This window comes from Sphingomonas brevis, from assembly GCF_023516505.1.
In the GTDB taxonomy this organism is placed as follows: Bacteria; Pseudomonadota; Alphaproteobacteria; order Sphingomonadales; family Sphingomonadaceae; genus Sphingomicrobium; species Sphingomicrobium breve.
The window spans coordinates 648,034-671,319 of record NZ_JAMGBB010000001.1 but is presented as its reverse complement, the minus strand read 5'-3'; the positions used below and the strand labels follow the sequence as shown (position 1 = coordinate 671,319).

Annotated in this window: 14 protein-coding genes and 1 tRNA gene; 7 read left to right on the top strand and 8 right to left on the bottom strand. The window is 63.4% G+C overall.

The window, feature by feature from the left end:
• Positions 1 to 3: 3 nt before the first annotated feature.
• Positions 4 to 2,061, bottom strand: a complete 2,058-nt coding sequence (gene recG, locus LZ518_RS03495; protein ID WP_249914645.1) for an ATP-dependent DNA helicase RecG — start codon at positions 2,059 to 2,061, stop codon at positions 4 to 6.
• Between the two features lie 102 nt (positions 2,062 to 2,163).
• Here recG and LZ518_RS03490 point away from each other — a divergent pair, with 102 nt between their 5' ends.
• Positions 2,164 to 2,424, top strand: coding sequence for a succinate dehydrogenase assembly factor 2 (locus LZ518_RS03490; protein ID WP_249914644.1), 261 nt, complete (start codon positions 2,164 to 2,166; stop codon positions 2,422 to 2,424).
• Positions 2,421 to 5,918, top strand: a complete 3,498-nt coding sequence (mfd, locus tag LZ518_RS03485; RefSeq protein WP_249914643.1) for a transcription-repair coupling factor — start codon at positions 2,421 to 2,423, stop codon at positions 5,916 to 5,918. Before LZ518_RS03490 ends, mfd begins: the two co-directional genes overlap by 4 nt.
• On the opposite strand, the gene LZ518_RS03480 is transcribed toward mfd, so the two are convergent.
• Entirely contained in the window at positions 5,915 to 6,754 is an 840-nt protein-coding gene (locus LZ518_RS03480; RefSeq protein WP_249914642.1) for an EAL domain-containing protein, read from the bottom strand. The genes mfd and LZ518_RS03480 overlap by 4 nt on opposite strands.
• Positions 6,755 to 6,914: 160 nt before the next feature.
• On the opposite strand from LZ518_RS03480, the gene LZ518_RS03475 reads away from it, so the two are divergent.
• Complete coding sequence (locus LZ518_RS03475) at positions 6,915 to 7,673, top strand: NAD kinase (RefSeq protein WP_249916489.1); 759 nt, start codon at positions 6,915 to 6,917, stop codon at positions 7,671 to 7,673.
• An 87-nt stretch (positions 7,674 to 7,760) separates the two neighbouring features.
• Positions 7,761 to 7,835: transfer RNA gene (locus LZ518_RS03470), tRNA-Asn, on the top strand.
• 157 nt (positions 7,836 to 7,992) lie between these two features.
• Here the strand turns inward: LZ518_RS03470 and putA are convergent.
• Positions 7,993 to 11,103 (bottom strand): bifunctional proline dehydrogenase/L-glutamate gamma-semialdehyde dehydrogenase PutA, encoded by a 3,111-nt coding sequence (putA, locus tag LZ518_RS03465; RefSeq protein WP_249914641.1) that lies wholly within the window; start codon positions 11,101 to 11,103, stop codon positions 7,993 to 7,995.
• Between the two features lie 101 nt (positions 11,104 to 11,204).
• Here putA and LZ518_RS03460 point away from each other — a divergent pair, with 101 nt between their 5' ends.
• Complete coding sequence (locus tag LZ518_RS03460) at positions 11,205 to 12,326, top strand: acyltransferase family protein (RefSeq protein ID WP_249914640.1); 1,122 nt, start codon at positions 11,205 to 11,207, stop codon at positions 12,324 to 12,326.
• Between the two features lie 3 nt (positions 12,327 to 12,329).
• Here the strand turns inward: LZ518_RS03460 and secA are convergent, their stop codons facing one another.
• The gene (secA, locus tag LZ518_RS03455) at positions 12,330 to 15,083 is read right to left on the bottom strand and encodes a preprotein translocase subunit SecA (RefSeq protein WP_249914639.1); all 2,754 of its coding nucleotides are present in this window, start codon (positions 15,081 to 15,083) and stop codon (positions 12,330 to 12,332) included.
• Between the two features lie 143 nt (positions 15,084 to 15,226).
• Between secA and LZ518_RS03450 the strand changes: the two genes are divergently transcribed.
• Entirely contained in the window at positions 15,227 to 15,667 is a 441-nt protein-coding gene (locus LZ518_RS03450) for a GFA family protein (protein ID WP_249914638.1), read from the top strand.
• Here the strand turns inward: LZ518_RS03450 and trxA are convergent.
• Positions 15,664 to 15,993, bottom strand: coding sequence for a thioredoxin TrxA (trxA, locus tag LZ518_RS03445; protein ID WP_249914637.1), 330 nt, complete (start codon positions 15,991 to 15,993; stop codon positions 15,664 to 15,666). The two genes, LZ518_RS03450 and trxA, sit on opposite strands and share 4 nt — an antisense overlap.
• Positions 15,994 to 16,048: 55 nt before the next feature.
• Positions 16,049 to 19,453, bottom strand: a complete 3,405-nt coding sequence (gene addA / locus LZ518_RS03440; RefSeq protein ID WP_249914636.1) for a double-strand break repair helicase AddA — start codon at positions 19,451 to 19,453, stop codon at positions 16,049 to 16,051.
• 65 nt (positions 19,454 to 19,518) lie between these two features.
• Between addA and LZ518_RS03435 the strand changes: the two genes are divergently transcribed.
• A complete protein-coding gene (locus tag LZ518_RS03435; protein WP_249914635.1) occupies positions 19,519 to 19,680 on the top strand; it encodes a hypothetical protein in 162 nt (53 codons plus the stop codon).
• 1 nt (position 19,681) lies between these two features.
• Here LZ518_RS03435 and LZ518_RS03430 read toward each other — a convergent pair whose 3' ends face one another.
• Positions 19,682 to 22,594 carry a PD-(D/E)XK nuclease family protein gene (locus tag LZ518_RS03430; protein WP_249914634.1) on the bottom strand — a complete coding sequence of 971 codons (2,913 nt, stop codon included), beginning with the start codon at positions 22,592 to 22,594 and terminating at the stop codon, positions 19,682 to 19,684.
• Positions 22,587 to 23,282 (bottom strand): nucleotidyltransferase family protein, encoded by a 696-nt coding sequence (locus LZ518_RS03425; protein ID WP_249916488.1) that lies wholly within the window; start codon positions 23,280 to 23,282, stop codon positions 22,587 to 22,589. Before LZ518_RS03425 ends, LZ518_RS03430 begins: the two co-directional genes overlap by 8 nt.
• Positions 23,283 to 23,286: the final 4 nt, after the last annotated feature.

Genomic DNA, 23,286 nt, shown 5'->3' with positions numbered 1-23,286 from the left:
GCGCTACCCGCCCCTAATCAGCTCCACCGCCGCGTCGCGTTCAAACAGATAGAGACACAGTCGCGCGGCCTGGCCGCGGGTCGACGCCAGGCCACCGTCGCGATCGAGAAGCAGGCGGGCGTCGCCCTGGGCGATTGGCGCCAGCTCGGCGACGTCCTCCGGAGTAGCGACCTTGAACAGCTGCTCGCCCGACTGGCGCGTGCCGAGCATCTCGCCGGGCCCGCGCAGCTTCAGATCTTCCTCGGCAATGCGGAAACCGTCATTGGTCTCGCGCATCAGGGCCAGGCGCGACCTGCCGGTTTCGGTCAGATTTTGGCCGCGGAGCAGGATGCATCGGCTGGCCGCCGCCCCGCGCCCGACCCGGCCACGGAGCTGGTGGAGCTGCGCGAGCCCGAAGCGCTCTGCCCCTTCGACGATGATCAAGGAAGCGTTGGGGACATCGACCCCAACCTCGATCACAGTTGTGGCGACCAACACGCCGAGCTCGCCATTGGTGAATGACGCCATGACGTCATCCTTCTCCGCGCCCTTCATCCGGCCATGGACCAGGCCCACCTTGGTCTCGCCGAAGCGAAAGCGGAGCAGCCGAGCGCGCTCTTCGGCTGCAGCGGCGTCGATCGCCTCGCTCTCCTCCACCAAAGGGCAGACCCAATAGGCCTGGCCGCCGGAAGCCAAGTGCCGGCCCAGCCCGTCGACCACGTCGGTCAGCTTCTGGTCGCTGATCACCAATGTCTCCACCGGCGTACGGCCGGGCGGCATCTCGTCGATCCGGCTTACGTCCATTTCGCCATAGTGGGTCAGGGTCAGCGTGCGCGGAATCGGTGTGGCCGTCATTGCCAGCAGGTGTGGAGGATGCTCGGCCTTTTCGCTGAGCAACAGCCGCTGCGAGACGCCGAAGCGATGCTGCTCGTCGATCACGATCAACCCGAGCTTCTTGTAGCCGACATGCTGCTGGAAGATGGCGTGGGTGCCGACGAGAATGTCGATCGAGCCGTCCGCGAGGCCCATCAGCACGGAGTCACGCGCCCGGCCTTTTTCGCGACCAGTAAGGATGGCGATGCGAACGCCAATCGCCTCGCACTGGCGCTGGAGGGTAGCATGGTGCTGGCGGGCGAGGATTTCGGTCGGGGCGAGCATCGCCGCCTGGGCGCCGGCCTCTACCGCTTCCAGCATCGCAAGCAGCGCCACCAGCGTCTTGCCCGAGCCAACGTCACCCTGGAGCAAGCGCAGCATCGGTCGGTCCTGGGCCATGTCGCCGCGGATCTCGCCGATGACCCGCTGCTGGGCGTTGGTAAGCTGGTAAGGCAGCTGCAATTTGTCCGTCAGCCGCCCATCGCCCTGGAGCGGAACGCCCTTCTTGCGCCGAGCGACCTGCCGAAGCAGCATCATCACTAGTTGGTTGGCAAAAATCTCATCGTATGACAGGCGCTTGCGGGCATTTGTTGCGGCAGGATCGGAGTGAATTTCAGCCAGCGCCTTACGCCAGGCCGGCCAATGATCGTGTACCAGCTGCGACGGCTCAATCCATTCTGGAAGCTCGGGCGCGCGCTCCAGCCCGGTCAGCGCCAGCTCGCGCATGCGCTTGTTGGAGATGCCCTCGGTCAGGCCATAGACCGGCTCGCGCAGCGCAACCTCGCTCGCCTTGGCCGGCTCCAGAACTTCCGGATGGACGATCTGCCACTCCTGCCCCCACTGATCGAGCTTGCCGATCACGGTCCGCATCTCGTTGAGCGGCAGCTGTTTCTTGGCCCAGGCCGGATTATTGAAGAACGTCAGCGTAATCATGTTGTCGTTGTCGTCACGGGCGTAGATGCGCAGCGGCGCCTTCCCCGAACCGGCGCGGACTTGCTCAGGCAAGACGTCAAGCACCACGATCCGGCCCAAGAGCGCCTGGCTTGCATGCGGTGCACGAACCCGGTCGATCGTCCCCGTCGGCAAATGATAGGCGAGATCGATGGCGCGGGTGAGGTGGAGGCGGGCCAGAGATTTGGCGATTCCAGGCCCGACGCCCTTCAACGCCTCGACTTCGGCGAATAGTGGATTGAGCAAGTCGGGACGCATCGGCGCGACACTAGCGAGAGCGAGGCCAACTGCCTACATGGACCGTCGAGAACCCGCTGCGAGTCCGCCGCGGGTCGATTTGCGTTGGGAGGAATGCTGGTCATGGACGATGTCATGCGGGCGCTGCAGTACCGCGCCTGGCATCGCGGGACGCGCGAGGCCGACATGATGATCGGCGGGTTCTTCGACGCCTACCATGCATCCTGGGACGCGCACGAACGCGCCCTGTTCGCCGCACTGTTGACCGAGCAGGACGTCGACATCATGGCCTGGGCGATTGGGACGCAGGATGTGCCCGAACGCTACCAGGGGCCGATGATGGATGCCTTCAAGCGCCTCGACTTCATCCGGACAGCCAAATGAGCGAGCCGCTGAATCGCATTTTGAAGGCCGAGGGGCCGCTGACACTGGCCGGGGTCCCGGCGGGCTTCCTGCCCTGGCTAGCGTCGGACCTCGCTCGGGCGGCGCACGGGACCGGCGATGGCGGCCGGGCGGTGATCATCGCGGCCGACGAAGCGGCGATGCGTGCGTTGCAGGACACTGTGCCGGTGTTCGCACCCGAGGTAGAAGTGCTGAGCTTTCCAGCCTGGGACTGCCTGCCCTACGACCGTGCATCCCCCGCCCTTCGAGTGATGGCCGAGCGATTGGCTGCGCTGGAGAAGCTTCAGGGCAAGCGCAAGGGCCCGCAACTGCTGCTGACCACAGCCAATGCGATCACCCAGCGCATCCTTACGCCATTCCGCATCCGCCAGCTGACGCGGATACTGGCAGAGGGCGAGCGTATCGAGCGCGACCGGCTGGTCGAACTGCTAGTCGCCAACGGCTACCAGCGGACCGATGCCGTGCATGACCAAGGGGAGTTCGCGGTGCGCGGCTCGATCGTCGACCTGTTCCCGGCAGGCGAGGAACAGGCGATTCGGCTCGACTTCTTCGGCGACGAAATTGAGACGATGCGGCGGTTTGACCCCGCCGACCAGCGCAGTACGGGAAATGCCGAAGCCTTCACCTTGATGCCGGCGAGTGAGGCATTGCTCGACGAGGCGACAGTCAAGCGGTTCCGGGCGCGTTATCGCGAACAATTCGGCGCCAACGCCACCGGCGACCCGCTCTATCAAGCGATCAGCGACGGGCGGCGGCTGGCGGGGATGGAACATTGGCTGCCGCTGCTCGAGGAGAAGCTTGCAACCCTGTTCGACCATCTCGGCGACAACGACGTCATCGTCCGGGATTCGAACGCCGACGGGGCGCTGGAAGCGCGGCACGAAGCAATCGACGATTATTTCGCCAATCGCGAAAAGGCGATGATCGCCGAGCCGGGCAGTTATCGCCCGCTCGCTCCCTCATCGCTCTATTTATCGAACAAGGAATGGCGCGGGGCCGTGGAGGAGCGGCCGATTCACCAGGTCACCCCCTTCCAGCAACCGGAGGGCGGCAAGGTCATCGACTTCGGGGTCGATGGTCCGCGCGACTTTGGGCCGGAGCGCGCGCAAGGCGCCAATGTCTATGACGCGGTCGCAAAACAGGTCGTCAAACTACGGAACGGCAAGAAGAAAGTCGTTCTTGCGAGCTATACGGTGGGAGCTCGGGAGCGACTTGCCGGATTGCTCGAGGACCATGGCCTTAAGGGCCTGAAGCTGGCCGGCAGCTGGCAGGAAGCGTTGGGAGCCCGGACCGACGCGGCGCTGATCGTCCTGCCGCTCGATCATGGATTTGCCGGACCGGACGTCGCCGTCCTTACCGAGCAGGACATGCTCGGCGACCGGCTGGTGCGGCGCAAGAAACGGCGCAAGAGCGCCGATGCCTTCCTCGCCGAGCTGGCCGCACTTACGCCGGGCGACCTGGTCGTGCACATGGAGCATGGCATCGGCCGCTATGAGGGGCTGACGTCGGTGATGGTCGGCAAGGCGCCGCACGATTGCGTCGCCCTCTCCTACGCCGGCGGCGACCGGCTCTACGTCCCGGTCGAAAATATCGACGTTCTGACCCGTTATGGCGGCGCAGGAGACGGGGCCAATCTCGACCGGCTGGGCGGCGAGGCGTGGCAGCGGCGCAAGGCGCGGATGAAGGAGCGGATCCGCGAGATCGCGGGCGAGCTGATCAAGACCGCGGCGATCCGGGCAACGCGGCCGGGCCAGGTGGCCGAGGCGGATGCGACTTTGCCGGAATTCGTCGACCGTTTCCCATTTGAAGAGACCGACGATCAGGACCGGGCGATCGCCGAGGTGCTGGAGGATCTGGGCAGCGGTAGGCCGATGGACCGGCTGGTCTGCGGAGACGTCGGCTTCGGCAAGACCGAAGTGGCGCTGCGCGCGGCGTTCGTGGCAGCAATGGCCGGCTACCAGGTGGCGCTGATCTGCCCGACCACGCTGCTAGCAAGGCAGCACTACCGCAATTTCGTCGAGCGTTTCCAGGGCTTCCCGGTTGAGATCGGGCGTCTGTCGCGGCTGGTCCCGGCGGCCGAGGCCAAGACGACCAGGGAGAGGCTGGAGCAGGGCAAGGTCGATATCGTCATCGGCACCCACGCGCTGCTGTCGAAATCGATCGGGTTCAAGAAGCTTGGCCTGGTGATTGTCGACGAGGAGCAGCATTTCGGGGTCGCGCACAAGGAAAAGCTCAAGGCGTTGAAAGAAGATGTGCACGTCCTCACGCTGACCGCGACACCGATCCCCCGGACCTTGCAGATGGCGATGTCGGGCCTGCGCGAACTGTCGGTCATCCAGACCCCTCCGGTCGACCGCCTGGCGGTCAGGACTTATGTGGCACCCTGGGACGCCGTGGTGATGCGCGAGGCTCTGCTGCGCGAGCATTATCGCGGCGGCCAGAGCTTCCTGGTCGCGCCGCGGATCGCCGATTTGCCCGAGCTGGAGGAATGGCTGCGCGAAGAGGTCCCCGAAGTGAAGGCGGTCACCGCCCACGGGCAAATGGGCGCGGGCGAGGTCGAGGAGCGGATCAGCGCCTTTTACGACCGGAAATATGACGTGTTGCTGTCGACGAGCATCGTCGAGAGCGGGCTCGATATCCCGTCGGCCAATACGCTGATTGTCCATCGCGCCGACCGATTTGGCCTGGCGCAGCTCTACCAGCTGCGAGGCCGCGTCGGCCGCGCGAAGACCCGGGCTTATGCCTATTTGACGACGCCGCCTGACCGGGCGTTGACCGAAGGCGCTGACAAGAGGCTGCAGGTGCTGGCCAATCTCGACAGCTTGGGTGCCGGCTTCCAGCTGGCCAGCCACGACCTGGACATTCGCGGAGCAGGCAATTTGCTTGGCGACGAGCAGTCGGGACACATCAAGGAGGTCGGCTTCGAGCTGTATCAGTCCATGCTGGAGGATGCGATCCTCGAGCAGAAAGCGGGCGCGACGGAGCGGCGCCGCGAGGAATTCACTCCTCAGATCAGTGTCGAGGCGCCGATCCTTATCCCGGAACATTATGTGCCCGACCTTGACCTTCGCATGGGCCTATACCGCCGGCTAGGCGAGCTTGAGGACCGGCAGGGTGTCGAGGCATTCGCGGCGGAGCTGATCGACCGTTTCGGCAAGCTGCCCGAGGAAACTCAGAACTTGCTGCAAATCGTTGAAACCAAGATCAATTGCAGAAAAGCGATGATCGCCAAGCTGGACGTTGGTGCGAAGGGCGCGGTGATCACTTTCGCCCCATCTGGGTTCCCCGATTTGCCCGGGTTGCTCGATTATGTCGCGAAACTGAAGGGCGCGGCTAGACTAAGACCTGATAGCAAGCTGGTAATCAGCCGCGAATGGCCGACCGGCGAATCCCGGCTGCAGGGCGCGCTGCAAATTTCGCGCGGGCTGATGCGGGTGCTAGCGGTGAGTGAGAAGAAGGAACTGGAGCCGGCCTAAGCGGCCGCGGTGCGGGCTGCCGCGGCGACAAAGCGGGTCAATTCCGCTTCGTCGAGCGGCTGGGCGCCCAAAAAGCCCTGGTAAAGGTCGCAGCCCCATTCCTCCAGCAGGTGGAGCTGGGCGATGTTTTCGACGCCCTCGACGATCACCTTGAGGTTCAACTCCTCGGCAAGACGGATCATCGCCTTGACGACGATCCGGTCGCGGGTGCCGCCGACGATGTGGTTGATCAGGCCGCGGTCGATCTTGATCGTGTCGATTGGGAGCGACGTCAAATAAGCCAGGCTGGAGTAGCCGGTACCGAAATCGTCTATGGCGATGCGAACGCCTGCGGCGCGCAAGCGAGACAGCCTGCCAGCGACTTCGAGGCTGTCGGCCATCAGGCTGCTTTCGACAATTTCGACCGTAACTTGTCCCGGCGTGAGGCCGGCTTGGGCGATCTCGCCAAGCAGCCATTGCTCATAACCCGGACGGTCGAGATCGCGCGGGAGGAGGTTGATTGACAACCTCAGCTCGGCGAGCAGGCCGGTCCAGGCGCCGGCGGTACGCAGCGCCTTACGCTGGATCGCCCGTGAGAGGCGCTCGGCGAGACCGGCGGCTTCGGCACGGGCGAACAGTTCCTCGGGACTTTCGGCACCGCTCCAGCGGGCCAGGGCCTCAACGCCGAGGATTCGGCCGCTGGCCGGCTCGATCTGCGGCTGGAAGCGAAGTTCGATGCGATCGCGGCGGATGGCCTGTTCGAGCGCATGGTCGTGCAATGGCGAAGCGGGCGCCGAAATCTTGCGATCCGACACCCGCTTGCCCCCGAACCCTGGCCATTTGAGCCAATTACGCATTCGGCTGGCTTACCCGTGGCCCGTAGGCCGACCAAGGTGTCTGTCGGGCACGTTCCCATTCGGGACAGTGGCACTTTCCCGCCAATCCTCTATTTTGATCCCTGTGAACGTCGCCCGCCCCTCACCCGCTACGCCCGAGCGCGACCTCGCAGCGCATGGCATTGGGCTTGTTGCCTCCCCCGGCGAAGCGGCCAAATCGGCCGAAACAATGCTCCGCCGCCGATATCGCTGGGCCGATGCGGACAAAGCGGAGACACTGGTCGCGCTGGGCGGCGACGGCTTCATGCTGCAGACGCTGCACGCCATGCTCGAGGACGGCGAGGCACGCCCGGTGTTCGGCATGAACCGGGGGACCTTCGGCTTCTTGATGAACGATTGGCGGTTGGACCGGCTGTTCGAGCGAATCCAGGCCGCCAAGCATATCCGCGTCGCCCCGCTAACAATGGAAGCGACCAATATCCGGGGCGACACCTGGGTCCATCCGGCGATCAACGAAGTGTCGCTTCTGCGCGAAACGCGTCAGTCGGCCAAGATCGAGATCAGCGTCAACGGGCGGGTAGTGATGCCGGAGCTTGTCGCCGATGGCGTGCTGGTGGCAACGCCGGCGGGCTCGACCGCCTATAATCTTTCCGCCCATGGCCCAATCCTGCCGCTGGCGGCGAAGATGCTGGCACTGACCTCGATCAGCCCATTCCGGCCAAGACGCTGGTCGGGCGCGATCCTGCCCGATGATGTCGCGATCAGGCTGAAAGTGCTGGAAGCCGACAAGAGGCCGGTGGCGGCGGTCGCCGACCAATTCGAGGTTCGCGAGGTCTGCACGGTTGATATTACGCTCGACCGGGAGCGGTCCCTGACCCTGCTGTTCGACCCCGAACATGCCCTCGACGAGCGCATTGCCATGGAGCAATTCGCCCACTAACCGGGCATTCACATATTTGGTGCTAAAAGCGCGCCTTAGGCGCTTGCAACCCGCGAACAGCGCGTTATAGGCGGCATCGCTTCGTGTTCCCCGATAGCTCAGCGGTAGAGTAGGTGACTGTTAATCACTTGGTCGTTGGTTCGAATCCAACTCGGGGAGCCATCTTCCAGCATCCAAAAGAACGAAGCGGCCAGGCGTTAGCCCGACCGCTTCGGCGAAGTGCGTTCATGTCCCGGGGGACCACCCCGCAGCTTCATCAACAGCAGCAATCCGGCAACGGCACCATAGCCTTGTTTGGCATGTGTCAGCGCGGGACAGCCTATCCCTCAATCGCGGCCATCAGCGACGCATTGCCGCCGGCCGCGGTGGTATCGATGCAGGTCACTCGCTCAGTCGCGAAACGCGGTACATAGTGCGGGCCGCCGGCCTTGGGCCCGGTCCCCGACAGCCCTTCCCCGCCGAATGGCTGGCTTTCGACCACCGCGCCGATCTGGTTGCGGTTGACATAGAGATTGCCGACGCGGGCATGGGCCTCGACATATTGGCGCGTGGTGTCGATCCGGCTCTGGAGGCCGAGCGTCAGGCCGTATCCGGTGGCGTTGATCTGTTCGATTACCTTGTCGAGCGTACCCGACTTCCAGCGGACGACATGAAGGATCGGGCCGAAATGCTCGCGGTCGAGATCCTTGAGGCCCTTTATCTCGTACATCGACGGAACGACGAAATGCCCACGCATTGCTTCTTCCGGAAGCGGCACTTCAGCCAGCAGGCGGCCCTTGGTCTTCAATTGCGCGAGATGGCTATCCAGTGCAGCCTTGGCCTCGGTGTCGATCACCGGGCCGACGTCGGTGGTAAGATCCTCGGGATTTCCGACGGCCAGCGCCTGCATTGCGCCGGCAATCATCTCCAGCATCGTATCCGCGACGTCGTCCTGCATGAACAGCACCCGCAACGCGGAGCAACGCTGACCGGCGCTCTGGAACGCCGAGGCAACGACATCGCGCGTGACCTGCTCCGGCAGTGCGGAGCTATCGACGATCATCGCATTTTGACCGCCCGTCTCGGCGATCAACGGAACGATCGGGCCGTCACGTGTCGCAAGACTGCGGTTGATCGCGCGGGCGGTATCGGTCGAGCCGGTGAAGGCGACGCCGCCAATTAGCGGGTGGCTTGTCAGTGCCGCGCCGGTCCGGCCGTCGCCGGGCGCCATTTGGACTACCGCCTTGGGGATTCCGGCGGCGTGCATCAGCTCGATCGCGCGGGCACCAATCAATGGGGTCTGCTCTGCCGGCTTGGCGATGGCGGCATTGCCGGCCGCCAGCGCCGCAGCGACCGGGCCGATGAAGATCGCCAGCGGGAAATTCCAGGGCGAAATACAGGCGAACACCCCGCGGCCATGGAGCCGCAGTTCGTTCAATTCGCCAGTCGGGCCGGGAAGCGCGGTGACATTGCCGCACAGGCGCACCGCTTCGCTGGCGTAATAGCGGAGGAAGTCGACTGCTTCACGGACCTCCAGCACTGCATCGGGAAGGGTTTTGCCGGCCTCCCTGATGCAGAGCGAGAAAAGCTCTTCAGAATGCCGTTCGAACAGGTCGGCGGCGCGGTTGAGCAATTTGGCGCGACCGTTGCCGCCAAGCTGATCCCACCCGATCTGCGCGGCAAGCCCGGCGCGGACCATGCGGTCGACATCGCCTTCGCTGGCATAGGTGACTCCGCCCACCACCTGGGAGGTGTCATAAGGCGCATAGATCGGAAACTTTTTGCCGCTTCCGCCGCCGGTTGGAGCTGCCGACCAATGCTTGCTGCCGAGCTTGGCCAGCCTCTTCATCAATGGTTCGCGAACCAGCGGGTCGCTTAGATCGACGCCGGCGCTGTTGACCCGGTCCTTCCCGAAGATGGCATTTGGCAGCGGTATCGCCGCGTTGCGTTTGGGGCTCAGCTTCTCCAGCTCGGAGACGGCATCGCGCACCAGTTCATCGACCGGGATTTCATCATCGGCGATGCGATTGACGAAGCTGGAATTGGCGCCGTTCTCCAGAAGCCGGCGGACCAGGTAGGCCAGCAGCTCCTTGTGGCTTCCGACCGGGGCATAGATGCGGACCGGAGTCGGCTTTTCTCCAATAGCTTGTTCGAGCTTGGCCAGCTCCTCATAGAGCCCCTCGCCCATGCCATGCAGCCGCTGGAATTCGAACTGCGCTGCGCCGGCGAGCGCCTTCACTGCGCCGATGGTGTTGGCATTGTGGGTGGCGAATGCCGGGTAAATGCAATCGCTCGCCGCCAGCAGCCGCTTGGCGCAGGCGAGATAAGATACGTCGGTCGCGACCTTGCGGGTGAAAACAGGGTAGTCGTTGAGGCCGGCGACCTGGGCGACCTTGATCTCGCTGTCCCAATAAGCGCCCTTGACCAGGCGGACCATCAGCTTGCGGCCATGCTTGCGGGCCAGCTCGACCGTCCAGTCGACCAAGGGCACCGCGCGCTTGGAATAGGCCTGAATGGCAAGGCCGAACCCGCCCCAGCCGTTTGCAAACAGCGTATCGTCGGCGGCCAGCGCCTCGATCAAATCCATCGATAGTTCGAGACGGTCGGCTTCCTCGGCGTCGATGGTGAAGTGCACGTCGGCCTTGGCGGCCCTAAGCGCCAGGTCGCGAATGACCGGCAGAATGGCTGCCTTGGCCTCCTCGGCATGGCCCCATTCGTAACGCGGATGGAGCGCGCTGAGCTTAACCGAGATACCCGGAGCCGCGCGGAAGCCGCCCTTGGCAACCTTGGCAATGGTATCGAGCGCGCCTGCATAGGCCCTGGCGTAGCGGGCGGCGTCGTCATGGGTCTTGGCCGCCTCTCCCAGCATGTCGAAGCTGTGGCTCCAACCCCTGGCCTGTTCCGGCGTGGCCCTTTTAAGCGCTTCGTCGATCGTTCGGCCGAACACGAATTGCTTGCCGAGAATCTTCATTGCCTGGCTTACGGCAGTGCGGATCACCGGTTCACCGAGGCGGCCGACAGCACGGCCAAGCGCCGAACGCCAATTTTCCGACTTGTCGTTGGCCTCTTCCAGCACCTTGCCAGTCAGCAAAAGCGAAAAGGTCGCCGCATTGACAAAGGTCGAGCGACTGTCGCCGAGCTTCTCCGCCCAGTCGGGGCCGGACAGCTTGTCGGCGATAAGGTCGTCGGCGGTTTCCGCGTCAGGAATGCGCAACAACGCCTCGGCGAGGCACATCAGTGCAATGCCCTCGTCGGAACCCAGATCATAGGCCTGCAGGAACGCATCCAGCCCAGCCGCCTTATGGCTGCGGACTGCCTTGACGAGAGCGCGGGCAATGGCGCTGGCTTCGCCCTGCTGGCTGGCGCCCAATTTGGCCTGCTGCAGCCGTTCCTGAACCACCTCCTCTTCCATGGGGCGGTACGCAAGGCGAAGCGTGGAGCGATCGATCATCTGGTCTTTCCGGGGAAACGCTGTTGCGCGGCCAGATAGGCGGTATGCCCTCCGCTTTCCAGCGGCCATTTTCGTAACCATTTTCCGGTAGGGCGAACGACATGGGATACGCCCGCCCGTTCGCGCTTGAACCAAGCGCACCAATCGTGCGCGAGGAACGCGCATGCGCCGAGTCCGGCAAGCTGCTCGGGCTCGAGCTGCTGCGCTTCGGATCGGCCCTGGCGGTGCTGTTCTTCCACTATCGCCACTTCGCGCATCTACACGGAATGCCTACTGTCCCGCGGGACAGCGTTCCCTTCTACGGATTGCTGTGGCCGCTTTACGAATATGGCCAGTATGGCGTGCAAATTTTTTGGGGGATCAGCGGCTACATTTTCTTCTGGAAATATGGCCCGGCCATTCATGCCAAGTCGGTCGCGGCGCGCGATTTCTTCTGGCTGCGCGTTTCCAGGCTCTATCCGCTGCACATTGCGACGCTGGGCGCAGTAATCGCGCTCGAAGCGATTCACCGGCACCTAACCGGCCAAAATTTCATCTACCGGACGGATGATGGCGGGCTGTTCGTCCGCCAGCTGTTTCTCGCCACCGATTGGGGGCCGCAGGCGCCCTTCAGCTTCAACGGTCCAATCTGGTCAATTTCAGCTGAAGTCGCGGTCTATGCTGCTTTCTTCCTGATTGTCGGCCGGTTTGCGCCGACGATGCGGCTATGTGCGTCGGTTATTCTGGCGGGATTGGCGCTTCAGCTAGCCGGAGTCGACTGGGTATCGGTCGCTTGCGCCACCTATTTCTTCGCGGGTGGACTAGCTGCGCTCTTCCGACCGAAATCGCCGTGGCCAGCAGCCGCCGCCCTGGCGTCGCTGGTAGGTCTGTGCGCCATGTCAGGCATTCTCGGGGATCGCGACAAATTACCCATGGTCCTGCTGCTGGCCGTGCCCTGCCTGCTGGTACTGACTTCGAGAGATTGGCCGCTGCTCAATCGCTGGCAAAATCCAGTACAAGCGGCCGGCAACCTCACCTACTCAAGCTATTTGCTGCACTTCCCGCTTCAATTGCTGCTGGCGATTGTCGTCGCGGCAAGCGGCGTGGTTCCGCCGCTGGCGAGCTCATGGTTCCTTGCCGCCTATCTTGGTGCAACGCTTGCAGCCGCCGTGCTCAGCTACCGTTGGTTTGAGCTTCCCGTGCAACGCTGGATCCGGCAGCGCACGCTGAAGCTTGCTGCCTGAACCTCAGCCCGCCTGGCCGTGGCAATGCTTATATTTGCGCCCTGATCCACAAGGGCAGAGCGCATTACGGCTCGCGGGGGCAACAATCGTTTCACCGTCGGCCGCTTGCTCTGGCATCGGCGGTCGCGGCGCCTGCAGCGGGGGCATGTTCGACAACAATGCTCCACCGGCATCGAAATCGGCGGTGTCGTCGTCGCCTGACAGCGGATCGATGTGGTGCGTGATGAAATCCGGGAGCACCGAAGCGCCGATCGGCATCATCGGTATGTCAGCCGGCTCCTGGATCTCGACGTATGCGCGCATCAGCGCTCGGGTGACATCCTCGCGGATCGCGACCAGCAGCCGTTCGAACAGCAGGAAGGCTTCCTGCTTATATTCGTCGATCGGTTTCTTCTGGGCATAGCTCCGCAGGTGAATGACCTGCCGGAGGGCATCGAGCGTCGCCAGATGCTCCTTCCAGTGATGGTCGAGGGTCTGGATCAGCAGGTTCTTTTCGACCTGGACCCATTGGTCAGCGGTCAGCGCGCCTTTCTTGGCCGCCATCTTGTCGTCGGCCAGCTGCTGCAGCCTTTCGATGACAATCGTCTGCTCGACAGCTTCCTCCTGAAGCCAGCTGTCGAGCGGCGGGTCGAGGTCAAGCACCTCGCCGACATTCTCCTTGAGGCTGTCGACGTCCCATTGCTCGGGATAAGTACCCTCGGGACAGCTCGCCATGACTAGCCCGACGATCGTTTCGACACGGAAATCTTCGACCACGTCCGAAACATGGTCGGCATCCATGATCTCCGCGCGCTGCTCGTAGATCACCTTGCGCTGATCATTCATGACATCGTCGAATTCGACGACTTGCTTGCGGATGTCGTAGTTGCGCGCTTCGACCTTTTTCTGCGCGGTCTCAATCGCCTTCGAGATCCAGGGGGAAATGATCGCTTCGCCGTCCTCCAGATTTTTGTTCATGAGGCGAGCAAAGGCGGTCTGCGGTCCGAAGATGCGCAGCAAATCGTCGTCGAGGCTCAAGTAAAAGCGTGACAGGCCGGGGTCGCCCTGGCGCCCGGAACGGCCACGGAGCTGGTTGTCGATACGGCGGCTTTCGTGGCGCTCAGTGCCGAGAACGAACAGGCCGCCGGCGTCCAGCACCTGCTGCTTTTCGGCCTCGATTTCCGCGGAAATGCGTTCGATCGCCTTGTCGCGCTCGGGCCCTTCGGGGACTTCCTTAAGCTCGTCCTCGACGCGAAATTCCAGGTTGCCGCCCAATTTAATGTCGGTTCCGCGGCCGGCCATGTTGGTAGCGATGGTGACCATGCCGATCCGGCCGGCCTGTGCGACGATATGCGCTTCGCTTTCGTGGAAGCGGGCATTGAGGACCGAGTGCTGGATCTTTTCCTGCTCCAGGAATTCCGACAGCATTTCGGACTTTTCGATCGATACGGTGCCGACCAGGACCGGCTGACCAGTTTCCTGGCGAATACGGATTTCCTTGGCGATTGCCCCGAACTTGTCGTTGATGTTCTTGTAGAATTCGTCGTCCACGTCGCGGCGCTGAACCGGGACGTTGGTCGGGATCGAAACCACATTCATCCGGTAAATGTCGAAGAACTCCGGCGCCTCGGTCGCCGCCGTGCCGGTCATTCCCGACAGCTTCGGATACATGCGGAAATAATTCTGGAAGGTGATCGAGGCGAGCGTCTGGTTCTCCGGCTCGATCTGTACGCCTTCCTTCGCCTCGACGGCCTGGTGAAGGCCATCGGACCAGCGTCGTCCGTCCATCATGCGACCGGTGAACTCGTCGATGATGACGATCTTCCCGTCCTTCTCGATATAATCGATGTCCCGCTTGAACATCTTGTTGGCCTTGAGGGCCTGGTTAAGGTGATGGACGACCTGCGTGTTGGCGATGTCGTAGAGGTTGGTCCCTTCGATCAGGCCCGCGGCTTCAAGCATCCGCTCGGCCTTTTCGGTGCCGTCTTCGGTCAGGACGATGCTTTTCTGCTTTTCGTCCTTCTCGTAATCGCCCTCGACGAACTGCTTCACGATCGCGTCGACGCCCATGTAGAGCTCCGATTTGTCGTCGGTCGGACCAGAGATGATCAGCGGAGTGCGGGCCTCGTCGATCAGGATCGAATCGACCTCATCGACGATCGCATAATGGAAGGGCCGCTGAACCATCTGCTCGCGCGAAAATTTCATATTGTCGCGCAGGTAGTCGAACCCGAGTTCGTTATTCGTGGCGTAGGTGATGTCCGCAAGATAGGCTTCGCGGCGCTCGGGATCGGTCAGGTTCGGCACAATGACGCCGACCGTCATTCCCAGGAATTTATAGACCTGGCCCATCCACTCGGCGTCGCGCTTGGCCAGATAATCGTTGACCGTGACGACATGGACGCCCTTGCCGGCGAGCGCGTTGAGGTAAACCGAAAGGGTCGCAACCAGCGTCTTGCCTTCGCCAGTCCGCATCTCGGCGATCTCGCCGCGGTGCAGCGCGATGCCACCGATCATCTGCACGTCATAGTGGCGCTGCCCGAGCGTGCGCTTGGCCGCCTCGCGGACGGTTGCAAAGGCTTCGGGCAGCAGATCGTCAAGCTTGGTGCCGTCTGCCAGCCGCTGGCGGAAGAGCTCGGTCTGGCCGCGAAGCTCTTCGTCGGTCATCGCCGCGATGGTCGGCTCGAAGCCGTTGATCGTCTCCACAGTCCTGCCGAGCTTGGCAACGTAACGGTCGTTGGCCGAACCGAAAATTCTCTTGGCCACAGTGGCGAGCATGGGACGAACTATTCCTCAAATGGCCCGGGTCAGAAGGGCAGGAAAAAGGGTCGCCCGCGCGCGGGCGATGGTGCGGCGCGATGTAGGGAGCGCACCCGCCCTAGTCAATTGACCGGCCGTAAGGGGCGGCCTAGCGGGTCCCGATGGACGATTGTACTGGCGGATGCCTCTGCGGGACGGTTCGATTCCGGCTGGCGAGCGAACCCTATGATGCCGGCTGGTGCCACTGCCGCACCTGCCAGCTCAACAGCGGATCGCCTGCGATGGTGTTCGCGACCGTCTCGCTAGCGGATTATCGGTTCGACCAGGGTGAAGCTGCCGTCCGGCGTGTCGCTTCCAGCAGCTTTGGTCACCGGGCATTTTGCGGCGAATGCGGCACTCCCCTGTACACCCACGTCAAGCATCAGCCCGACACGATCGATTTCAGCGTTGCGACGCTGGACGAACCGGGACGCGTGCGTCCCGGCTTCCACATTTTCTGGACGAGCAGGCTCCCCTGGATCGAAATTGACGACCGCCTGCCAAAATATGACCGGTTCAGGCCGGATACGGTTGGCCTCGATGGAACCGAGCCCCCGGCTTAGCCGAGTTCGCCCTCAAGCCATTGCTGAATATGGCTGCGCGGCGCGGCGCCAACCTTTTGAGCGACCGCTTCGCCATTCTTGAACAGCAGCATGGTCGGGATACCGCGAACGCCATATTTGCCCGGCGTGTCAGGATTCTCGTCAATGTTGATTTTTGCCACCGTGACCTTGTCGCCAAGCTCCGCGGCAATTTCCTCGAGCGCGGGAGCGATCATCCGGCAGGGACCACACCATTCCGCCCAGAAATCGACGAGTACGGGCTTGTCGGCACTGAGCACATCCGCCTGGAAGCTCTGGTCGGTAACGGTCTTCGTATTCTGGCCCATTTGGGACTCCTTGGATTGCGATTTGCAACCTATGTGGGGAGAGACTCGGCGAACCTCAACCCGGCAGCCTAATCAGCTGCGGCCCGGCTGTGTAGAGCAATGACGCCTCGATCCGCCGGCCCGGGAAAATAATCTTAAGTGCGTCGACATAGGCGTCCATTTGGGCGCGGTGACCGGACGGAACTGCTTCAATGCCAGCTGGAATGGACCGGCCGGTCTTGAAGTCGATCACGCGCACCAGTTCCGGTCCGATGCAAAGCCGATCGACGGTACCCGCAACGACGCGGCCATCGGCGAGTGTTGCGGCTATTGGCGCTTCAGCCAGCGAGTCCGGGCCGAACAAGTCGGCGAATTGGGGATCGCCCACCAGGGCGCAGGCCGCGTCAACGACTTCATTACGTGCGTCGGGCTCGATCCCAACTCGTTCCAGCCAGCGCAGCGCCAGCGATCGGCGATCGTGGGGCGCGACAGCCGGTAATCGCTCGAACAGCGAATGAAGCAATGTCCCTCGCCGGGCAGCGGCGCGCAGTTCGGGCCCGGGAGGAGGCGCACTGTCGCGATCCTCGGCGATCTGGGATGGCGCCAACGGTCGCGGCGGACGCGCTTCCGGCGGCGCTGGCCGCCGTAACAGCTCGGGTACCGCGATCGGCTCCAACGTCGGTTTTGCGGTCTTGCGAGAAATCAGGGCTTTGGCGTCGCCCTCCCAAACCAGGCTGCTGCCCCATCCCTCGACCTCGACCGGCTCCGCTCCGAGCGACTGCATCGCCCGCGACGCCGCGGAGTGCCAACTGCCTTGCGGCACATCTTTTTTCGATTTGACTCCGGCGATCACCAATCGCTCTGCCGCCCGGGTCAGGCCGACATATGCGAGGCGCCAATGCTCTTCCTGGCCGACACGCTTGGCCTCATCGATCAACGCCCGAAAGACCGGCGCGCATTCTTCCTTGCGCGGGCGGATTACCGGGATGGCGCCGACATTTTCGACCGGCACATCGACAATCGGCGAGGTTCCGCCAACCCGGTCCGGATCATGGGTCGCATCGGCGAGTATGACCAGCGGCGCCTCCAGCCCTTTCGCACCGTGAACGGTCATCACTCGCACCGCATTTGAAGGTGCAGCGGGGTCGCGCTTCACTTCGACTTCGCCCTGGCTGAACCAGGCCATGAAGCGGTCGAGCGAGGCGATCTCTTCCTGTTCGAAAAGCATGGCGCTCGACACCAGTTCCTCGATCGGGTCGCGCGCCGCTTCGCCGAGCCGCTTCAACAGCTTTCGCCGACCATCGAGCGGGCCGGAAAGGACAGTTTCGAGGAATTGCGCAGGCGTGACATAGTCCGCCATCGCCAGCCAGTTCGACAGGATGGCGTGGGCTTCCGCCCAATGAGGCTGTTGATCGCGCCGCGCAGCGAGCTCCGTCCATAATTTGCGGGTTCGGCCATGCGCCAGGCCAAAGAGCTGGTCCTGATTCCAGCCGATCAAGGGTGAAACCAGCAGACTGGCGAGGTTGAGATCGTCCAGCGGCTGGACCGCGAAGCCAACCGCAGCCAGCAGATCCTTGACCGCAAGCGGCTTGTGGAGATGCAGCCGATCGATTCCGGCAACGGGAACGCGCTGGGCGTAAAGTCTAGCTACGATCAGCGATGCCAGCTCCGTCCTGCTGCGGACCAGGATCATGATGTCGCCGGGCGAAAGCGGTCGGCCGGTGGTTGCGAGAATAGGCGCTTCTGCAAGCCAGCGCTGGACTTGGCGGGCAATGGCGTCGGCATAGCGGCGCGTCGGCTCGTCGATCCAGCCTTCTTCGCCTTCCTCGAGATCGTCGTCCTCCACGGCAGGGTCGAAGGCGGGCCAGATTTCAACGCGGCCTGGACGATTGGCATGGTGCGCCCGGTGAATATTGGGCCGCTCGCTGAGTCCCATTTCGGAATGGCCCACTTCACCGATCAATGCGTCGACCAGCTGGAGTATCGGGGGCGACGAACGGAAGCTGGCGTCAATCGACAGGTCGCGAAATTCGCGGGCACGAAACTCGGCCTCATCCGCCGCCGCAGTCACTTCGCCGACCCGCCTGGCAACCGTCAGCCTGAACCGCTCGAATTCCCTTGGGTCAGTCCCCTGAAAGCTGAATATTGCCTGCTTGTAATCGCCGACCATAAACAGGGTTCGCCTGCGCCCTTCGGCTTCCGGGCTACCGGAAAAGAATTCCTCGGCCAGCGCGCCGACGATTTCCCACTGGTCGCGGTTGGTATCCTGCGCCTCGTCAACCAGGATGTGGTCGGTGCGCTGGTCGAGCTTGTAACTGACCCATTCGCCCATCCCCGGCTGCCCAAACAAACGGCGAGTCCAGGCAATCAGGTCGTCGAAATCGGCGACCCCGGCGGCGCGCTTGGCCTGCACATAGGCGCGAGCGAAGGCCTGCCCCGCCCGCAGCCCGGCGGCCTGAATTCTGGCAAGTTCCGCGGCACTCACCAGCGTGCGGAGCGATACCCACCAGTCAGCGAAATCGAGCGCCAACTGGTCATATTGCGGGTCGGCTGCCAATTGCTTCGGCTTCACCGCGCAAGGCTCGCCTTTTGCCGTAACCAAGCCGGACCCAAGCCCCGCGAGAAGCGACGATCGCTGTCCCGGCGAATTTAGGAATGCCGTCAGATTGGCGGCGATCCTGTCGCCAGTGGAGGTCGCCCATAGCCTGTTGGCCGCAATCAAACGCTCGAACAGGTCCAAATCGATTTCGTCATCGCTGAGCCGTTGAGCTACCTCGGCCTCTGCATCGCCGCCGTCGATCCCGATCATTGCCATCAGGCGCGCTTCAATCGTCGAGGGTTCGCTTAGCGCTTCCACGGCTTCGTGGGCGCGGGCACAGGCCATCAAATAATTTTCGGCACCCCCTTCGCCGAGGCGGAGGCTTAGCGCCGAAACATCGTCGAGCAGCCGTCGGTCGCCGCCTGCTTCCGCCTGTTCGAGAAGTGACGCCAACGTCCGGCGAACCAGCTCCTGTTCCGCCCTCCCTTCGATCGGGCGAAAGCCGGGCGTAATTTGAGCTTCCACTGGAAAGGACGCGAGCAGCGACTGCGCAAAGCTATGGATGGTCTGGATGCGCAATCCCCCGCCCGGCGCTTCGAGCACTTCGGCGAACAGGCGGCGGGCGCGGTCGAGGGCCGGCGGACTATTGTCTTCGCCCAGCGCAAGCAAATCGTTGCGCAGCGCTTCGGGCGGGATCCGGACCCACTGCGCCAGTCGCTCGCTGATCCGGTTCGCCATCTCGGCCGCGCCGGCCTTGGTGAAAGTGAGGCAGAGGATCGACGATGGCGCCGTCCCGCGCAGCAACAGGCGCAGAACGCGCGCTGTCAAGACGTGGGTCTTGCCCGTTCCGGCCGAAGCCGACAGTGCAGCATGCACCAGCGGATCCGACGCCGCGGCCTGGGCACCTTCAAGCGGATGAAAAGCCCTAAGTCTGCTCTTCATGCGGCGCTTCCCTTGGCCGTCCGAAGCGCATAGTGACGAAGCCGACTGGCTAACGAGAGGATGGCATGAGCGACGACGACAGGCGCGATGAAGAGCGGCGTGCGAAGCTGGTAAAGGCGGGTGTCGCGGTCGGAATCGGATCGGCGGCGATAGTTGCTGCCTTGCTCTATGCCTCCAAGGTCAAAAAGCCCAAGCGCGGCGGATCGCACGGCGAAGGGTCGGACTGAGCTATTCACGGCCGTACCATTCCTCCAGCCGCATCAGCTGGTCGTAATCCTCATAGGGCGCATAAGCGGGGTTGAGCTTGGCCTCGAAGGGCTCGTCGCCAATTAGCCACCTCGCAACTGCGTCGGCGAAATGGGCATAGGCTCGCGCAACGAACGCTTCGGGACCCTCGTCCTTGTCGGGTGAACGCCGATAGCCAATCCGGCCCTTACTATCCTTGGCCAGCGACCAATATTCATGCGCGCCGGCTTCGCCCTTGATGTCGCCAAAGCCCCCATCGCGGGCAATCAACGACAACAGGCCGAGCTGTAGCGCGAAACCTTCTGCAACTGCTTTTTTTGCCGGTGCCTGACCGGTTTTGTAATCGACGATCGCAAACTTGCCGTCAGCCAGCCTGTCGATCCGGTCGACCCGGCCATGCAGAGTGACGCCCGCAATCTCCGCCTCGCCCTTTTGCTCGGCAAGGATCGGCGACCGTCCTTCGATTCGATCACGCTCGGACTCCGCTGCGACCCATTCGATCGCTTCCATCAATCGCGGCGACCAGAGCGCGCGAAGCATGGGATGAATTGCTTCGTCGCCGATCATTGCTTCTGCGCGAGCCTTGAGCTTGGCGGGGTCGCACTTGTCCTGATCGAACCAGGCTTCCAGCACTTCATGAACGGCGGTGCCCTTCCAGGCAGCGCTATGCTCGGCATCGACCGGATCGAGCCGGGGCAGTTTGAGTATGGCCTTGGCATAGAAGGCAAAGGGATCTGCCTTGAGCCGATCGAGATCGGTTACGGCAATCCGCTTTGGCCGGACCTCGATTGGCGGCTGTGGCGCGGGACGCGGCGCGGGTTCGATGACCGCGCTGGCATCCAGCGCCAACGCAAGCCGTTCCAACCGCTGGTCGCGGGTCATTCCGCCCGTCATCGCCTGCAGTCGCAACCACAATCGTGAAGCGATGGTCGGCGAGCGGCCATCGCGCCGGGCCCTGGTCAGCAAAACCTTGGGCGCGCCTAGTGCACTCGCGAAATCATGGGCCGCGAGACCAGTGCGGAACTCGACGCCGGCCAAGCCCAGCGTGCGTCGAATTTGCGGCGCGAGCCAGGGATCGGGGCTGGGAACTGACGGCCATGACCCCTCGTTCATCCCGCCCAGGATCATCAAATTTGCTTTTTGCAACCGCGCTTCGAGCAGACCCCAGATGAAGATGCGCGGATGGCCGCCATAGGGACGCCGAACCGGCAGCTTGTCCATCATGTTGCGCAAGAGCGGAATTACGTCATCGGGCGAGATGGTCAGCAGCGACGCATCTTCCGAAAGTTCGACCTCTGACAACAACTCGGCCGCCAAGCGTCCATCGGGCCCACGCCACGCGGCATCACTCGCCAGTGGCTCGACTGCCGCTCGAAGCAGGGACGCGAACTGGGAGAGTGTCGCCCCCAGCGGCGCATCGAGATGTGCGACCTTCCCGCGAAGCTGGTTCCAGGTCCGACTGGCACCCTCCTCGCTAAAATACTCATCGAGACCGTCGAGACCGGGCCGTGGGCGAGGTCCCCTTAGCCCGAGGTCCAGCGCCCGGACCTCGTCGAGCCAATCCCGCCTTCTCTCTCCCTCCCCGCCGACCAGCGGATGCTTGAGCAGTGCTAGCAATGGCACCGGCGCAAGGCGCTCGGCGACCGCCGCGGCAATCGCCAACAGCAAGGTACCGGCCGCCGTGTGGGAGAGCGGCCGGCCGGCGCTGTCGTCAGCCTCGATACCCCACCGCGCCAGATGAGCGGAGACGCGCGCGGCAAGGCCGCGATCCGGCGTCACCAGAGCGGCGGTTGCGCCAGGTTCGTCAATTGCCTCGCGCAAGGCAATCGCAATAGCCTGGGCTTCACTGGCTGGATCAGGCAGTTCGGCAATGCGGATACCCGTCAGCCGCCTTTCAGCGGTCGCAAGCTGCGTCCATTTCTCGCTAAATCTGGGTGCGACCAATGCAGCCGCAACGGCATGCGAACGTGCCGCCGGCGAAGTCGCGCGCCCGCCTCCTTGCCATGGCTTCACCTCGTCTCGTGCTACGCCAATGCGGTCGAGAAGCCGTTTCAAATGAAATTGCGGATGGCTCTCCTCGCCGCGGCCATCCTCACCGGGACCAAGCGCTTCCCATTCCTTCTTGGGCATCAGCCGATCATCCGCCAAAGCCGGAAGCGCGACCGCACCATTTTCCAACCGGGCAACACGGCCGACCAGTGCCGCAATCGCCGGTGCGGAGGTTGTGATGCCCGCTGCAATTGTGAAACCGTCAGGGGACCTTGCCGCCCATCTCTCGGCCAATGCGTGAAGCAGCCGGCTCCTCCGCTCGGCAAGGTCGATCACGCCGCGGTCGGCAAGCATCGCGGGCCAACGATCCAATATCGCCCGGAACCGCTCGATCGACCTGAGCCAGTGTTCCGCCAGGTCGGGCGTTTCGCTGACGGCATCTACCAGGCGAGTTGCCGGAATCTCTTCAATCGCCAGCGCATCCATCGTTCGCGCCAGTTCGTCAGCCAGGCGCACTGCTTCGGCCGCGCTTTCACCCGCCGCGCGAAGCAGGCGAGCAAGCAGCAATTGCCGTTCGAGCGGATCAATCGCCGGCGGAATGTCGTCGGCCAGTTCAAGCGGATCGAGTGCGCCGCCAATCCTCTCGCCAAGATCGGGATCGCCGATCGCAATCAGGCGCGGCAGGACCAATCCGCCGCCGCTGGCGCGAACAAATGCCTCCGTGACGGTTCGAACTGCACGATTGTTCGGCAACAGGATACGGCCCTTGGCCAGCGATTGCGGCTCACGGCCAAGCGCATTGATCAGCCCGATAGCGAGCGCGTCCGCAAAGCTGCGATGAGCCGGGATCGAATAGACGAGCGGGTCGGACGGATGCCGGCGCTGGAACAGCCGGCCTTCAGCCATCTTGCAGGGCACGCTCCGTGGACTTGATCGCAGCGGGGTTGCCAACATCGAACCACAGCCCCTGGTGAACCGCGCCGAAGCAACGACCCTCCGCGATTGCCCGATCCCACAAAATGTTGGTCGAGAATGGCCCGGCGGGCGCGCCTTTGAGCAGGCGCTTCGAGACCATTTGAATTCCGGTAAAAACGAATGGAGCGACCTTGCCCTTGGCGCGCCGCGTCAGCCGCCCGTCGGCCGCCATGTGAAAATCGCCCGGTCCGCGATGATTGCCGGCCCGCGCCTGCGGAACCACCAGCAGCAGCGCGTCCATATCCCGATCGCGCCACAGAGAAGCGAGCAGGTGAAGAGTATCGGCCGGGCCGTCGACCCAATAATTGTCGCTGTTGACCACCAGGAACGGATCGGCGCCGATCATCGACTCGGCTTGGACCATCCCCCCACCGGTCTCGAGCAGCTGTTTGCGCTCGTCGCTGATTTTGACGTCCATGTCGCCGGCTCGGGCCTTCAAATGGGCTTCCAACGCGTCGGGCAGGTAGTGGACGTTGACCACGACCTTGTGGATGCCCGCGGCGCGCAGCCGATCGAGCGCATGGTCGATCAACGCCTTACCTGCGACCTCGACCAGCGGCTTGGGTCGGGTAGCCGTCAGCGGACGCATACGCTTGCCGAGGCCGGCAGCCATGACCATCGCG